The sequence below is a fragment of the Acinetobacter sp. WCHAc060033 genome (assembly GCF_004209125.1).
GTDB lineage: Bacteria > Pseudomonadota > Gammaproteobacteria > Pseudomonadales > Moraxellaceae > Acinetobacter > Acinetobacter wuhouensis.
The window spans coordinates 75,680-90,553 of record NZ_SGSW01000007.1 but is presented as its reverse complement, the minus strand read 5'-3'; the positions used below and the strand labels follow the sequence as shown (position 1 = coordinate 90,553).

The 14,874-nt window shown below is 37.5% G+C and carries 12 protein-coding genes and 2 pseudogenes; 5 read left to right on the top strand and 9 right to left on the bottom strand.

All coding sequences use genetic code 11. The annotated features are described in order from the left end of the window. Positions 1–203: 203 nt before the first annotated feature. Entirely contained in the window at positions 204–2,381 is a 2,178-nt protein-coding gene (locus EXE10_RS04525; protein WP_130112506.1) for a TonB-dependent receptor, read from the top strand. A 73-nt stretch (positions 2,382–2,454) separates the two neighbouring features. Here the strand turns inward: EXE10_RS04525 and dapC are convergent, their stop codons facing one another. Genes dapC through purT form a run of 3 tightly spaced genes read right to left on the bottom strand, consistent with a single transcriptional unit; the run spans position 2,455 to position 7,585 of the window. Next, positions 2,455–3,624 (bottom strand): succinyldiaminopimelate transaminase, encoded by a 1,170-nt coding sequence (gene dapC, locus EXE10_RS04520; protein WP_130112505.1) that lies wholly within the window; start codon positions 3,622–3,624, stop codon positions 2,455–2,457. A gap of 45 nt (positions 3,625–3,669) precedes the next feature. Then, positions 3,670–6,336 carry a [protein-PII] uridylyltransferase gene (gene glnD, locus EXE10_RS04515; RefSeq protein WP_068974519.1) on the bottom strand — a complete coding sequence of 889 codons (2,667 nt, stop codon included), beginning with the start codon at positions 6,334–6,336 and terminating at the stop codon, positions 3,670–3,672. 49 nt (positions 6,337–6,385) lie between these two features. Next, positions 6,386–7,585: a formate-dependent phosphoribosylglycinamide formyltransferase gene (gene purT / locus EXE10_RS04510; RefSeq protein WP_130112504.1), complete on the bottom strand. Its 1,200-nt coding sequence runs from the start codon at positions 7,583–7,585 to the stop codon at positions 6,386–6,388. A 314-nt stretch (positions 7,586–7,899) separates the two neighbouring features. Here purT and cdiI point away from each other — a divergent pair. Then, positions 7,900–8,244: pseudogene (cdiI, locus tag EXE10_RS04505) on the top strand (ribonuclease toxin immunity protein CdiI); the annotation flags it as partial. Position 8,245: 1 nt separating this feature from the next. Here cdiI and ygaH read toward each other — a convergent pair. Continuing rightward, entirely contained in the window at positions 8,246–8,587 is a 342-nt protein-coding gene (gene ygaH / locus EXE10_RS04500; protein ID WP_130112502.1) for an L-valine transporter subunit YgaH, read from the bottom strand. Between the two features lies 1 nt (position 8,588). Then, positions 8,589–9,326 (bottom strand): AzlC family ABC transporter permease, encoded by a 738-nt coding sequence (locus EXE10_RS04495; protein ID WP_130112501.1) that lies wholly within the window; start codon positions 9,324–9,326, stop codon positions 8,589–8,591. Between the two features lie 103 nt (positions 9,327–9,429). Between EXE10_RS04495 and EXE10_RS04490 the strand changes: the two genes are divergently transcribed. After that, a complete protein-coding gene (locus tag EXE10_RS04490) occupies positions 9,430–9,912 on the top strand; it encodes a hypothetical protein (RefSeq protein WP_130112500.1) in 483 nt (160 codons plus the stop codon). 325 nt (positions 9,913–10,237) lie between these two features. Here EXE10_RS04490 and EXE10_RS22125 read toward each other — a convergent pair. Together EXE10_RS22125 and EXE10_RS04480 are read right to left on the bottom strand one after the other, a co-directional pair. Then, positions 10,238–10,567, bottom strand: a pseudogene (locus EXE10_RS22125) (hypothetical protein); the annotation flags it as partial. Between the two features lie 313 nt (positions 10,568–10,880). Then, positions 10,881–11,576: a Crp/Fnr family transcriptional regulator gene (locus EXE10_RS04480; protein ID WP_130112498.1), complete on the bottom strand. Its 696-nt coding sequence runs from the start codon at positions 11,574–11,576 to the stop codon at positions 10,881–10,883. A gap of 121 nt (positions 11,577–11,697) precedes the next feature. Here EXE10_RS04480 and EXE10_RS04475 point away from each other — a divergent pair, with 121 nt between their 5' ends. Further along, positions 11,698–12,240 (top strand): DUF962 domain-containing protein, encoded by a 543-nt coding sequence (locus EXE10_RS04475; RefSeq protein ID WP_087551717.1) that lies wholly within the window; start codon positions 11,698–11,700, stop codon positions 12,238–12,240. A gap of 199 nt (positions 12,241–12,439) precedes the next feature. Here EXE10_RS04475 and EXE10_RS04470 read toward each other — a convergent pair whose 3' ends face one another. Further along, a complete protein-coding gene (locus tag EXE10_RS04470) occupies positions 12,440–13,051 on the bottom strand; it encodes a superoxide dismutase (protein ID WP_130112497.1) in 612 nt (203 codons plus the stop codon). A 214-nt stretch (positions 13,052–13,265) separates the two neighbouring features. Beyond that, a complete protein-coding gene (gene ychF / locus EXE10_RS04465; RefSeq protein ID WP_130112496.1) occupies positions 13,266–14,357 on the bottom strand; it encodes a redox-regulated ATPase YchF in 1,092 nt (363 codons plus the stop codon). Between the two features lie 106 nt (positions 14,358–14,463). Here ychF and EXE10_RS04460 point away from each other — a divergent pair, with 106 nt between their 5' ends. Then, positions 14,464–14,853 carry a hypothetical protein gene (locus tag EXE10_RS04460; RefSeq protein ID WP_130112495.1) on the top strand — a complete coding sequence of 130 codons (390 nt, stop codon included), beginning with the start codon at positions 14,464–14,466 and terminating at the stop codon, positions 14,851–14,853. Positions 14,854–14,874 lie beyond the last annotated feature (21 nt).

The following is a 14,874-nucleotide window of genomic DNA, read 5'->3' as shown; positions in this document are numbered from 1 at the left end:
TCATCTTATATCAAGGAGTGTTGACACTTAACAGTTCTGTTCAATAAAAGCAGGGTTATACTTTAGCTAGTGTTGTAAGGGTATAAGCTTGAGTTTGGTTATAGTGTGGTATAGATGAACATATAAAGGATAATAAAGGTTTAAATAAAAATCATTATCATTTAATATTGTGTCGATTAAATTTCTGATCTTTTAGACCTCCCATGTTAAAAATTAAACCGTTGATTATGCTCATGGCACTTGCAACCAATACAGCAGTTGTTCATGCAGAACAACTTGGAAACTCCTCTAGCACTTCTGCAAGTGATCATACACAACAATTGAGTACGATCACCGTTCAAGCCAGTGCTGATGCATCTGCAGATGGTTTAACGCCAGAATTTGCAGGTGGTCAAGTCGCAACAGGTGGTAAGGTGGGCGTATTTGGAAATCAAAATAATCTAGATACACCATTTAGTTTGACAAGCTATACCAATCAATATATTCAAGATCGCCAAGCAGAAAGTGTAGGTGATGTTTTACAAGCTGATTCAGCTGTACGAACTGCAAAAGGTTTTGGTAATTTTCAAGAAGCTTATTTCATCCGTGGTTTTATCTTAGCATCTGATGATACTGCTTATAACGGATTGTATGGGATTTTACCTCGTCAATATATTCCAACTGAACTTTTTGAACGTGTTGAAGTATTCAAAGGTGCTTCAGCATTTTTAAATGGTGCAATACCTGGCGGGACAGGAATTGGTGGTTCAATTAACCTCTTACCAAAGCGAGCTGGAAATGAGCCACTCAATCGTGTGAGTGCAGGTACAGATTTTAATGGTGGTTATCTTTCTACGGATGTCGCAAGACGTTTCGGTGAAGATGATAAATTCGGTATCCGTGTTAATGCTGCATACCGTGGTGGAAATACTGAAATTGACAAAGAAGATAATTCATTGGGATTAGCATCGATTGCAATGGATTATAAAGGTGATCAATTACGTCTTTCAGGTGATTTGGGGTATAACAATAACCGTTTGAAATCGAATCGCCCAAGTTTACGTTTAACCAATGCTGTGACTTCACTTCCAAGTGCCTCACAATATGCGAATTATCATGGTCAATCATGGACATATTCTAATGAGGAGGATTTGTTTGGCAGTTTCCGTGCTGAGTATGATTTGAGCGATGCAACAACAGCTTATGCTGCTTATGGTTTCCGAAAAACTGAAGAAGATGGTGTCTATTCGAGTCAGCAACTAAGCAATACGGCAACAGGAGCGACAAAATTATCAGCTTCTACAATTCCTCGTAAAGATACCAATCAAACTGCTGAAATTGGTGTAAAGACGAAATTTGAAACAGGTGCATTAAAGCATAACGTCGTGGCTTCTAGTTCAATTTACCGTGCAGATAAACGTTATAGTTATGGTTATGCAACAAGTTTAGATGATAATTTCTATAACCCTATTTATACATCAGATTCTAAAATTGACAAATGGTTAGGGGCTGCTGGTACATATCCAAAAGCAGGTTTAAGCACGCTAAGAAGTATAGCTTTAGGTGATAATATTTCTGCATTGAATGATCGCTTAACAGTCATGCTTGGTGCTCGTTATCAAGAAATTGATCAAGACGTTTATTCATACGGGACATATAAGTACAACATCAGTGAAAATAAAGTTACACCTGCTTTAGGTGTAAGTTATAAATTGACACCTGAAGTGGCGGTTTATGCAAACTATATTGAAGCACTCGTCCAAGGCGATGCAATTCAGGATAGTGTTGGGAATAATTTTATTGCCGATCCTTTTGTTTCTAAGCAGAAAGAGCTGGGCTTAAAGTATGAAAATGATCATATCGGCGGTGGATTAAGTTATTTCTACACAGATCGTCAAAAGGCTTCTGTGAATACTGCGGGTACTCCACAATTGAGCCAAGCAACGAATATTCATCAAGGTATTGAGTTTAATGCTTATGGGCAATTAACAGATTCTGTGAAACTTTTAGGTGGAGCAACTTGGATTGATACGAAACAGAAGGATACTTTCCAAGGCTTATACAATGGTAATCGCGTTATTGGTGTTCCTGAGTTTCAAGCCAACGTTGAAGCAGATTGGAAATTGCCAATTGAACAAGATGTAAGTGTGAATGGTCGTGTGGTTTATACAGGCTCTACTTATGCAAATAATGCCAATACATTAAAATTGAATGATTGGACACGTGTGGATTTGGGTGCGAGCTACAAGACTCAATTTAAAAATGTACCAACGACATTAAATTTCTCAGTGAGTAATGTTTTTGATAAAGATTACTGGGCTTCAGCATCAGTAAATGATTATTCTTATTTATCATTGGGTGACCCACGTACATTTAAAATAGGTGCAACTTTTGATTTTTAATACGTGACGGATAAGAAAATGCCCCAAAAATCGGGGCATTTTTTTATATAGCTAAATGACGATTAAATTGGCATTATAAAATCGCTTTTAAGCGTTTTATAACTTCTTCACATTGTGCAATATCTGCAACCAAAGCCATACGCACATGACCTTCACCAGGATTACCTTGTTCCGTTTCACGAGAAAGATAACGACCAGGAAGTACTTTAATATTTGCTTTCTCCAGAAGCATTTTGGCAAAGTTCTCATCATGATCGACTTTTAGCCAGTAATAAAAGCCTGCATCAGGTTTTTGTAATGGTAAAAGTTGTCCGAGTTCATTTTGAAATAATTCAAATTTGGCACGATACAATTTACGATTTTCTTCAACATGTGCTTCATCATTCCAAGCCACGATTGATGCTAGTTGGTGCTGAACAGGCATTGCAGCGCCGTGATAAGTACGGAATTTCAAATAAGGTTTGAGTAAATTCGCATCACCCGCAACAAAGCCTGAACGCATACCTGGTAAATTTGAACGCTTAGAGAGGGAGTGGAAAACGATACAGTTTTTATAATCGTCACGACCCATTTCAGCGCAGACTTCTAAAAGACCGACAGGTGCTTGGTCAAACCATAATTCTGAATAACATTCATCAGATGCAATGACAAAGTTGTATTGGTCAGAGAGTGCAATTAATTTTTTAAACTGTTCATTTGACAGCACTGCACCAGTTGGATTACCTGGTGTGCAGACAAAAAGCAATGCGGTTTTTTCCCATACTTCAGCAGGGACTGCATCAAAATCACCAAGGTAGTGATTTTCTTCAGTACAGTTAATGAAGTAAGGTTTAGCTCCAGCAAGAAGTGTTGCACCTTCATAGATTTGATAAAACGGATTTGGCATCACCACATAAGGTGTTTCTTCACGGTTAATCAAAGCTTGTACAAAAGAGAAAATACCTTCACGTGTACCTGTTACAGGAATAACATGATCTTCAGCGCTGATCGAATTTAATTTAAAACGATTGCTTAACCAATTGGCAATGCTTTGACGCAGTTCAGGCAAACCTTTGCTATTTGGATATGTTGAAAGATGTTGAAAATTATCAATAATAGCTTGTTTCACAAACTCAGGTGCAGGGTGCTTTGGCTCACCGATTGAGAGTGGAATCAAAGGCAAATCTGCAGGTTTTACATCCTGAAAAAGTTGAGTTAATTTTTCAAAAGGATAAGGATGTAATAAAGACAAACTAGAGTTCATGAAACAATTACCACAATAAATTGAATGATTAAAAATAGGTGAAAATTAATGTTGCTCAAAAATTTGACTTGAGGCTTCATCTAAAGCGGCTTTTAATTTTGCGCTAAAGGCTTCAACTTCTTCATCATTTAAGGGTTTACCATCTTTTTTGGTGACAAAGAAAATATCTTCTACTTTCTCACCGAGTGTCGCAATTCTAGCAGAATGTATATCTAAACCTTGCATCATAAATAGACCACCAATGCGAGCCAATAAACCAGGTTGGTCAAGGGTGGAAATTTCTACCATGTTTTGTTGCAAGACATCATTTAGTGTTACATCGACAGTATTTTCAATATCAAAATGACGCAGTTGACGTGGAATACGACGTTGCATTAAACCTGGATATTTATCAGACTCACTTAAGGCTTTTATAAGTGCATCTTTCACGGTTTCTTCACGCTCACGGTCAGTTACTAAAGTACCGAAACGATCCAAGACCACATAAGTGTCCAAACTAAAAGCTTTGGTCGCAGTGATGATTCGTGCATCCTGAACATCGAGGTTCATACGGTCTAAAATCGCCACGGTTGTTGCAAATAAATTTGGCTGATCTTGAGTATAAATAAAGATCTGCACAGCATCTTGTGCTGCTTTTCGGTGCGGTCGCATGAGCACTAATGGTGCAGGGTTGTCACCATGCTGTAAAATGGCGCGGGTATGCCATGCAATTTCATCGGCAGATTCTTTTAAGAAATATTCATCACCCAATTCTTGCCAAACTTTTTCGACTTGATCCAGTGGAAATTCATCGACTAATTTTTCACTGGCTGCAAATTTAGTGTCTTCGATTAACATTTGATAATCGACAGGGCGACCCAGACCAGAACGGATTACATCACGTGCATGTGTATAAAGTTGGCGCATTAGTGAAGAGCGCCACGTATTCCACAGCTTAGGGTTGGTCGCATTAATATCTGCTACAGTTAATGTGTAGAGATAATCCAAATGCTCCATATCTCCAATTTTTTCAGCAAACTCTTTGACTACATCTGGGTCAGAAATATCTTTTTTCTGCGCCGTCATCGACATCAGTAAATGGTTGTGAATCAGATAGGCAACCAGATTGCATTCACGTTCAGTAAAACCATGTGCGGCACAGAACTCGATTGCATCTACAGCACCAAGCTCACTGTGGTCACCCCCACGACCTTTGGCAATGTCATGGAATATCGCAGCTAAAAATACAATGTCACGACGAACAAGACGTTGGAATACAGAACTGACAACAGGGTAGTCTTTGGCAAATTCAGGTTCTTTAAAGCGATTTAAATTACGAATCAACAATAAAGTATGTGCATCAACGGTATAGATATGGAACAAGTCATATTGCATCAGCCCCATGATTTGCCCAAAAGCAGGAATATAATTGCCTAAAACACCATAGCGCTTCATTGCCACCATCGTTTCATATAAACGGTATGGAGAACGAATAATCGCCATAAATAAAGCTTGATGCGCAGGATTATTTCTATAATTTTGGTCAATACGTTTGGCAGCTAAAGTGAGCAAACGTAGAGTGCGCGCACGAATTCCTTCGATTTCAGGACGATTCGCCATGATGTAGAAAATTTCTAAAATTGCACTTGGATTTTCAGAAAAAATCTTATGATGTTGAACTGCAAGCTTGCCATCAACCAGTTTGAAATGTTCGTTAATATTTTCAATTTGTCGCTCATAATCAGGCAAACGTGGCGTAATGACCGACTCATTGAAATAAGCCAATAACATTTCATTTAAGGTTGAAACCTGTTGCGCTGTGCGATAATAGCGCTTCATGAATTGTTCAATTGGATAATTATGGTGTTGTTCTTCGGTACGTGTATAACCGAATTTTGCTGCTATATCGCGTTGATAATCAAATAATAAGCGATTTTCATCACGTTTCGTTAAACGATGTAAATGATGACGAATTTCCCAAAGGAAGTTTTCTGCTTCTTCGAGTACGCCCAATTCAAACTCTGAAATAAATCCTAAATGGACAAGGTCATAAATACGATTGACACGGAAATGACGTTTGGCAATCCAGCCAATTTGGTTAATGTCACGGATTCCGCCTGGCGCATTTTTAATATCAGGTTCTAAGTTGCTTTCAGTATTATTGTGTTGCGCATAACGATGCGCTTGTTCAGCCATTTTCGCATCGAAAAAGGTTTTATCTGTCCACGTTTGTGACACGACTCGACGTGGCCATTTGGAAAGATGAGAGTTGCCTGTAATTAAACGTGCTTCGATCAACGAAGTCGCAACCGTTAAATCACTAGTTGCTTGTTCAAAGCAACAACGAATGGTACGAACACTGATACCAGGTTTAAAATTACCGACATCCCAAAGTGTTGAGATAAAATCCGTCACAACTTTTTCTTGTTCAGCAGAAAGATCTTCTTCTGACAAGATCATGATATCGACATCGGAATAGGGCAACATTTCACGCCGCCCATAACCACCGACTGCAAATAAACCCAAATCAGTTTGATCAAGCCCTGAACGCTTCCACAAGTAAGTCAAGGCTTCATCGACAAGGTTTGAACGTGTGCGAACAATTTCACGTATCGACGTGCCATGATCATACGCCTCTGTTAACTGTTGCTCGACATCGGTACGCCATTGATTGAGTATCTTAATGTCGTGAGTGTCGTTTACATATTCCAACAGTGGAGAGGTGTTGATCATGAATCTATTGTCCGCAAATTTATAGGTTAATTATGGAAGTCTTAAACGACTAATTAACAATGACTTTTGAAGCAGTTTCTTGTGCAAGTTCACGCGCTTGATCTGTTGTTTCAGCACGCGCTGTTGCTACGCCCATACGACGACGTTTAAATCCTTCAGGCTTTCCGAATAGACGTAAATCAGTCGCAGGATTTTGTAATGCAAGATTTAAGCCAGAATAGGAAAGATTATTCGCATCCTTTCCAGCATAAATTACCGCACTGGCTGCAACACTATGACGTTCAGTATTCACTGGTAAACCTAAAATCGCACGTGCATGAAGTTCAAATTCACTTTGGAATTGTGATGCAAGTGTGACTAAGCCAGTATCGTGTGGACGAGGTGATACCTCACTAAACCATACTTTGTCGCCTTTTACAAACAGTTCTACCCCAAAGATTCCACATCCACCAAGGGCTACAGTCACTTTATTGGCAATACGTTTTGCTTCTTCCAATGCAGCCTCGGTCATGGCTTGAGGTTGCCAGCTTTCAACATAGTCACCTGAGTCTTGACGGTGTCCAATTGGGTCGCAATATGAGGTTTCAATTGCACCTGTTTCAGGATTTTTTGAACGAACTGTAAGTAGCGTAATTTCAAAGTCAAAATCAATTTGTGATTCAACGATTACAGTGCCTTGATTTACACGACCGCCTGTTTGCGCATATTCCCAAGCCGCATCGACTTCAGCATATTCTTTGACACGTGATTGTCCTTTACCTGAAGAAGACATCACAGGTTTTACAAAGTTTGGATAACCGATGTCATCACAAGCTGCACGGAAGCTTTCTAAAGTGCTGGCAAAACGATAAGCAGAGGTTGGTAATCCAAGTTCTTCAGCAGCTAAACGACGGATGCCTTCACGGTTCATGGTGAGATTTACTGCTTTTGCAGATGGGATCACGGTCGCAATATTTTCTTGTTCTATTTCGACTAAGACTTGTGTTGCAATGGCTTCAATTTCAGGAACAATAAGATTGGGTTTTACTTTTTCAATCAGTGCTTTTAATTCTGTAGGATCTGCCATATTTAAGGCATAAGAGAAATGAGCAACTTGCATGGCGGGTGCATCTTCATAGCGGTCTGCCGCGTGAACTTCTACACCAAGTCGTTGTAGTGAAATCACCACTTCTTTACCGAGTTCTCCTGAACCTAACAGTAAAACTTTAAACGCAGATGATTGAAGTGGAGTGCCAAGGGTAACGCTCATGCTTTTCTTCCATGCTTTGGGTTAGTGGTTTTAAGCATAGCAGAACTTTGAGCTGGATTAATGCTTGATTGACATAAAATAATGATATTGTTTAACAGTGGAGTAGGTACGAGAATTCATGATATTTAAAATATTCAATTTAGCTTTTATTTTTGAATATGTTTGTTTAATAAATTGGTTTTGCATTTCCCTGTAGAATCGGTAATGATAATTTTTCAGTTGGAATAATGAAGTTTATAGTTTTATATAAGTTATTGAAGGTTAATATAAATTTATATGTTCAAATTATTTAAAAAAATGAAAAGCATTTATTTAATCAGGTTGATTTAGATAATGGATTAAATTGGATTGTTATATCGTATTTTGAACGTATGTTTGAGGATGGACATTTCATCTATGCTATTGAATTATTGGTAGATGGTAGCTCATTGAGTACGGATGGAGATTATTGTAGTTTTGGTGATATGGATAGTTATTATGATGAGTTTCATTTCAATGGTGTTGAATTCGCTACAGGTTATTCTCCTAAGGAAGAAGATACTGTTATTGTGAGTAAGGAAACTTGTAATTTTTATATAAAATTGGCTTGTGTAAGGTATAAAAAGCTTGAACCTGATTCAACACATAAAATCAATGAACTCTTAGAAAGATTAAAGTAAATTAAATAGGTACATAAGTATAAACCACACCATACGCCAAAGCGGCAGTCAACGTCGCTAAAACAATACGTTTAAATTTAAAATATAATCCAGTCAGAACGATAAAACCAACCAACATGGCAAAACTTTTATTCGGTGTTTCTATTAACGGTGGAAGCGTTGCAACAACAAGCATAGAACTGATTGCTGCAATTCCAATACTACCTAAAGCGATTTTTAGCCATGTCGCACCACGATTCTGAGTGTTTTTCTGACTCTTTTGAATCACATAAAATGGACCAAAGCGCGATGCAAAATTTGCAATACCTACTAAGATGCCCACTAAAATAATCTGTAGATCCATGTTAAACACTCACTTCATCTTGTTGTTTTAAAACATAATGCTTAAATAACCCTGCTAAAATACCTGATGTAATACCAATAAAAATCGCAGCAGACATATTGATGAAATAGCACGCCAAAGCAGAAACAATCAAAGATACAGCAACGACAAAAGTATGCTTTTTCTCAAAGGCCGCAAGTAAGAAACTTAAGAATAGTGCAGGAAGTAGGAAGTCTAAAGCAGCTTGTAGGAATTGAGGTAAATCACTAACTTGGTCGGCAAATAAACCACCTAAAAAAGAACCCAATGCCCAAGATAACCAACTAAAAAGACTTAAGCCGAGCATCCAAGATTCTGACCATTCCTGACGTCTTTGCGAAAGTTTGATCATTCCTGCGGCAAAAACCTCATCGGTCAAACCCCAAGACCAAATTGCAGTTTTCTTTAAATTTAAACGTTCTTGAATCAGATTTTGCAAGGCTGGACCATAGAGTACATGCCGAATATCTAAAGCGATGACGGTCAAAGCAGTCATCCAGATCGAAGTCCCACTACCGAGTAAAGCAACAACAAGGAATTGACTCGCACCCGCATACATAGAACAAGAGAGGAATAAAGCTTCCCAAGCACTAAAACCAAACTGAGTTGCAGAAACGCCGAAGGCAAAAGAAACGGGGAGGTAAGTAAAAATAATAGCTTGACTATCTTTAGCACCTTGCCAAAAGCCAGCAGTTTGAACTGGAGGATTGTGCTCAGACACAGGACACCTAAAACGCAGAATAAAACAAAAGGTAAATTCAAGATTGAGTATTCTACCTGAATTTACTAGCATAGTACCGAATTGTTTAAGTAGGCGTAACTTTATGTTCGCAAATCAGTCGAAATTATTATTGAGTATCGCTTTGATTCTCGCTGGATTGAGTTTACAAGCATGTGGTAATTCATCTGACGAAGCAAAACCTAAATATGAAGTGAAGCCTGCACCAAAACTGACCAATGACGCGACCGCCTACGCCAATGCAGCGTGGAAACTCATCAATGATGTTGATCCTTTTGTTTATCGTAAACAATTGAATCTGATTGAAAATAATGTCAGAAAACCAGTGCGTAAGTTAAGTACAGACTGGCGTATTAATGTAAAAATGACTGATTCAGTGACTGAAGGTAAATATGCTTTATGTCGAAAAGCACTAACCAGCTTAGACACATGGGCGCGATCTACGCTTGAAAAAGATAAGCAAATGCAGAAAAATCAACTTAATTACGAGCGTGATAAAGCACAGTGTAAAGAGGCGATTGATAATCCAAGTCTTGGCAATACAAAGGCGAATAATAATCTTTTCTAATAGACTGGTTCTTAGCTTCTAAGAGTAAAGCATTTAAGATTAAATTAGCAAAATGGCGAGTCATTCAACTCGCCATTTTTGTATTAGCATGTTTTTAATTGAAAATCTGTAAATCTAAAACTTATGGTTTTAAAGGATTCGTTGTCGCAGTTTTAACTGCTTTATCTTTTGCAGCTACAGTTTTTGCTTTCTCTGCTTCTAGTTTGGCTTTAGCTGTGTCAGCTTTGGCTTTTGCATCAGCTTTGGCTTTTGCATCAGCTTTGGCTTTTGCATCAGCTTTATCTTTTGCAGCGGCATCTGCTTTTGCTACGGCTTGAGTTGGTTTCTCTGTAATCGCCTTAGTCGTCGTGGTTGCTTTATATTTAGCAGCTGTTGCGTCAGCTTTTGCATTAGATGCGACTTGATTTGGTTTTTCAGCAACTGCTTCCGTTGCGGTAGTCGCTTTTTCTTTTGATTTCGTTGTATCCGCTTTTGCTTTAGTTGCTGTAGTTGTTGCTTTAGTCGCAGCTGGAGCACCAGATGCAGGAACACATTTTCCACCTTTATGATTCGGACCTGTACCGCCAACCAATGTCGTACCTTTAGGACATGCAAAAGCAGAAGCGCTAAGTACAGTAAATAATCCAGCTGTGATGTATGTTGTGATTTTTTTCATTCGTTTCAACTTGTTTTTTGATGGCATTAGCGCCTAATGAGAATGTAATATTTTGAAGAATATTTGAAAAGAGGGTAATCGTGAATTAAAGCAGCAATTTATAGGATTAATGCATCTTTTTTTATCTTTTAATGTTGAATTAAGTAACTATTTTGAAGTCATCAATTTATTGTTTTATATTTTACGTGGACTTATACCAAGATATTTATGCTGTGATATAAAATTATTTTTATATTTAAAATAATGGTTTAGCTTAGATGGAGTGGATAGATAAGCACTTACAGTAAAACAGAAATATTGTACTCAAAGATGCTTAATCATGATGTTGTGCAATCTGATAAAGCTGTTCAATATTCAAAATTTCAATTTTTTTAAATGCAATTTTTAAAATGCCTTGTTGTTCAAGGGTATGTAACTCTTGGTTAATGGTTTGTCTGGAACATTTCAGCATCAGTGCCAATTGCTCTTGGGATAGGTGAATGGTGTTATTTTCGATCTGCACATGATTACCATAGCCATTTAAAATAAAGACAAGGCGTTGTGCCAAACGTTGTTGAATGTGCTGAGTCTGAATTGAAATTAATTCTAAAAATGCCAAGCGTAGCTTTTGAGTGGTAAGTTGCGCGATATGAAACCAAAACTGCGGAATTTCGTTGAGCATGTTTTGAATGGCATGATCAGGAATTTGCAAAATTCTACAAGTTGTCACTGCAATGGCGTCATGCGATCTCGGCTGTTGATCGACGAGAGAAATTTCCCCAAACCACATAATCGGTTCAACAATAGCAGCGACAGATTCATTGCCTTCAATATCGATATAGCCTAAACGAACACGACCTTCTAAAACTGCATAAATTCCATTGAAAGTATCACCAGATCTAAAAATCGCTTGGTCACGTTCATAACTTTGATATGCAGAATGTTGCTGAATAAACTGTTTAAATAATTCAGGCAGTTGCGAATACCATAAATTATTATTGAGTAATTCAATATCCTTTGAATTCAGCACTAGTCATCCTTTTAATTTTGATTACTTTGGGGCTTAAAATATCGTATTTGTCAGCTAGCCGACAACTTATAACTTGAAATTTTTATATAGTTAAAACATTAATCGAACAAGGATGTAGTAAATGACCAAGCTAGAACAACTATTAAGCCAATATGCGGCATATCATTTAGATCATAAAAATGTACTGACGCATTTTATTGGTATTCCGATGATTGTTTTTTCAATCATGTGTTTAACAGCAAGAGCTGGCTTTTTGGTGTCAGGTTTTGAAATAACACTCGCCTTAATTTTATTGGTTTTAAGTGTGATTTATTATTTTAGCTTAGATAAAGCCTTTGGTTTACTCATGCTGGTAATTTATGCGATTGCCTATCCATTTGCCTATAAAATTGCACAATTGGGCATGGGCGCTTGGTTAACAATCAGTATAGGAACTTTTGTGGTGGGTTGGGTTTTTCAATTCGTTGGACATTTCTATGAAAAGAAAAAGCCTGCATTTGTCGATGATCTTGTCGGTCTAGCAATTGGTCCATTATTTGTTTTGGCTGAAGCTGTTTTTTTATTGGGTTTCCGTAAAGATCTACAAGCAAAAATGTTAGAAGAGGCAAGACAGCAACGTCATGCGATGGATGAAAAATCTTTACAAACAGTGCATGCTAAATAAAAAAATTGAATTGAATAAGCCTCTTTAAACTGATTTAAAGGGGCTTATTGATACACATTTACTTATAGATCGGTTTATTCAGAATACAAATTCTTTGAAGAATAAAATTAGTCCAAAGAAAAGGATTGAGATTCCGAGAGCGAATTTTAACCTTTTTAAGAATGGATGATTAAAGTTTGGCATGCTAGAGGTTGCTATTTCATCGTATAGCTTCTAAATAACGACGATTGACTTCTTGCCAATCCACCACATTAAAAAATGCGCCAATATATTCAGGACGACGGTTTTGATATTTTAAATAATAAGCATGTTCCCAGACATCCAAAGCTAGAATTGGTGTATTGCCATGCATTAAAGGTGAATCTTGGTTGGCACTACTTTCAACGATAATTTTCTTTTCAGGTGTAACACTCAACCATGCCCAACCGCTACCAAAACGGGTTAAAGCAGCTTTGGTAAAAGCATCTTTAAAAGCATCAAATCCGCCTAATTCTTGCTCAATTGCCAGTGAAATTTGACCCACAGGTTGTCCACCACCTTGAGGGCTCATGATTGTCCAAAATAAACTGTGATTGGCATGTCCACCTGCATTGTTGATTACATTATTTTTAAGTTCAGCAGAGACTTCATTGACTTTTTTTACCAGTTCTTCTACTGAAAGTTTTTCCCACTCAGTTCCTTCGATCGCAGCATTGATATTATTGATATAGGTTTGATGATGCTTAGTATGATGGATTTCCATTGTTTTTGTATCAATGTTAGGTTCAAGTGCATCGTATGCATAAGGGAGTTGAGGAAGAGTATAAGCCATTAAATTGAACCCTGTGTTTGTTTGATAATGAGAATCATTATTAAACAAAAATTATGATTATGCAAATCTTTGTCCTTTAGTTCGATACTGCTTAGTTTGAGAGGGTGTTGAATATTTTAAGTGAGCGAATACAGTATTTTGATTTTTAATGACTTTAAAATAAAAAAACCACCCTGATCAAGGATGGTTTTGTTGAACTTAAATGTTCGGAAAATTACACGTTAAAACGGAAGTGTAATACGTCGCCATCTTGAACAACGTAAGTTTTACCTTCTAGACGCCATTTCCCAGCTTCTTTTGCGCCGTTTTCACCGTTGTATTGAACAAAGTCATCATAGGCTACACATTCAGCACGGATAAAGCCTTTTTCAAAATCAGTGTGAATTACGCCAGCCGCTTGAGGAGCAGTCGCACCAATTTTCACAGTCCAAGCACGTACTTCTTGTACGCCAGCTGTAAAGTAAGTTTGTAGACCCAAAAGACCATAACCTGCACGAATGACCACGTTTAGACCTGGTTCTTCCATGCCCAAAGCTTCTAGGAATTCAGCACGATCTTCATCTTCAAGTAATGAAATTTCAGCTTCGATTTGGTTGCAAAGTGGTACTACAATTGCATTTTCTTCAGCAGCTAACTTTTTCACAGCTTCTAAATGTGGGTTATTTTCAAAACCATCTTCAGCAACGTTCGCGATGTACATCGTTGGTTTTAAAGTCATTAAACCAAAACCACGAACCAATTTACGTTCATCATCATCAAGGTCTGCGGCACGTGCAGGTTTACCTTCATCCAATAATGGCTGAATTTTTTCTAAAACTGCTTTAACAGCAATGGCTTCTTTGTCACCGCCTTTTGCAGATTTTGTTAAACGTAACAAAGCTTTAGCAACAGTATCTAAATCTGCAAGTGCAAGTTCAGTATTGATGGTTGCGATGTCATCTAATGGATCAATTTTACCATTTACGTGAATCACGTTTTCGTCTTCAAAACAACGAACGACATGTGCAATTGCATCTGTTTCACGGATATTCGCAAGGAATTGGTTACCTAAACCTTCACCTTTAGATGCACCAGCGACTAAACCTGCAATATCAACGAATTCCATCGTTGTTGGAATCACACGTTGTGGTTTAACGATGTCTGTTAATTTGTCTAAACGTGGATCTGGAACTGGAACGATGCCTGTGTTTGGTTCAATGGTACAAAATGGGAAGTTTTCCGCAGCAATAGCAGCTTTCGTCAATGCATTGAAAAGTGTAGATTTACCAACGTTCGGCAAGCCGACAATACCGCAATTAAAACCCATGAAATAACTCACAAAGTGTTATATAAAAATTGCCGATGATTTTACATGAAAGCCATGACAAAGTCAGGTCTAAGATATAGGATTTATATAATTCAAAGAATCATAAATGGTTGCGTATCTAAAAATGGAGACTTTAAGTTTGCAGGAACAAATCAAGCAAATAAAATTGGCATTTCGGAAAGTAGAGCGTTCTTCACGTTTGCAGTGGCTTTTTGAACATTATCCAATCACAGCTAAAGATTATTATATTGCTTATTTTTTGATAGATAGTGATACATGGAATAAATCACAACGTAGGGCGATTCTTGAATATTATTTACAAACCATACCTCACGCATCTGAACAATATTATTTAAAGCTACTAAAAGTTATTCCATTAGCTGAATTCATTGAAGTTATTGATAGGATCAAAATGAAATTAAATGATGAAGACTTAGATTTACTGAACTATTATTTAAGTCCTATTCTACGAGAAAAAAGGGGCTATATAATTTAACCCCTTTGGCTTCACATAGTT

What these genes read in the sequence shown, in the direction of transcription:
- EXE10_RS04525 (WP_130112506.1), top strand. Translation starts at nt 204, where the DNA reads ATGTTAAAAATTAAACCGTTGATTATGCTCATGGCACTTGCAACCAAT.
- dapC (WP_130112505.1), bottom strand. Translation starts at nt 3,624, where the DNA reads ATGAACTCTAGTTTGTCTTTATTACATCCTTATCCTTTTGAAAAATTA.
- glnD (WP_068974519.1), bottom strand. Translation starts at nt 6,336, where the DNA reads ATGATCAACACCTCTCCACTGTTGGAATATGTAAACGACACTCACGAC.
- purT (WP_130112504.1), bottom strand. Translation starts at nt 7,585, where the DNA reads ATGAGCGTTACCCTTGGCACTCCACTTCAATCATCTGCGTTTAAAGTT.
- ygaH (WP_130112502.1), bottom strand. Translation starts at nt 8,587, where the DNA reads ATGGATCTACAGATTATTTTAGTGGGCATCTTAGTAGGTATTGCAAAT.
- EXE10_RS04490 (WP_130112500.1), top strand. Translation starts at nt 9,430, where the DNA reads ATGTTCGCAAATCAGTCGAAATTATTATTGAGTATCGCTTTGATTCTC.
- EXE10_RS04475 (WP_087551717.1), top strand. Translation starts at nt 11,698, where the DNA reads ATGACCAAGCTAGAACAACTATTAAGCCAATATGCGGCATATCATTTA.
- EXE10_RS04470 (WP_130112497.1), bottom strand. Translation starts at nt 13,051, where the DNA reads ATGGCTTATACTCTTCCTCAACTCCCTTATGCATACGATGCACTTGAA.
- ychF (WP_130112496.1), bottom strand. Translation starts at nt 14,357, where the DNA reads ATGGGTTTTAATTGCGGTATTGTCGGCTTGCCGAACGTTGGTAAATCT.
- EXE10_RS04460 (WP_130112495.1), top strand. Translation starts at nt 14,464, where the DNA reads ATGGTTGCGTATCTAAAAATGGAGACTTTAAGTTTGCAGGAACAAATC.